Here is a 340-nt window from a genome sequence, read left to right on the forward strand (position 1 = left end):
GTCAGAGCCCAGCACCACCAGCCCGTAGGTATGGAGATCCTTCTGGGCAAAGGTCACATAGCACCGGCCCGCCAAGGTGGTAAAACCGGTCTTCATGCACCGGATGTAATCCCGGTAGTAGGGGTACTCCGGGTTGAGCATCAGGTTGGTGGAGGTGATGGTGCGCTCGTTCTGGTGCAGGTTGGTGGCTGGCAGAGTATAACTCAGGGTGTTTGCCACCTGCATATAGGTCTCATTCTCGGCGCAGGCCTTGGCGATCAGGGCCAGATCGTGGGCCGAAGTGACGTTGCCGTAATCATACAGGCCGTGCACACAGGTAAAACTGGTGCTGGTGCAGCCC

Annotated in this window: 1 pseudogene; it reads right to left on the reverse strand. The window is 58.2% G+C overall.

From position 1 onward, the window contains the following. Positions 1–340: pseudogene (locus P0G09_RS16280) on the reverse strand (D-alanyl-D-alanine carboxypeptidase); the annotation flags it as partial.

Origin of the sequence: Faecalibacterium sp. DFI.5.82 (assembly GCF_029076575.1) — a bacterium.
Classification (GTDB): Bacteria; Bacillota; Clostridia; order Oscillospirales; family Ruminococcaceae; genus Faecalibacterium; species Faecalibacterium duncaniae.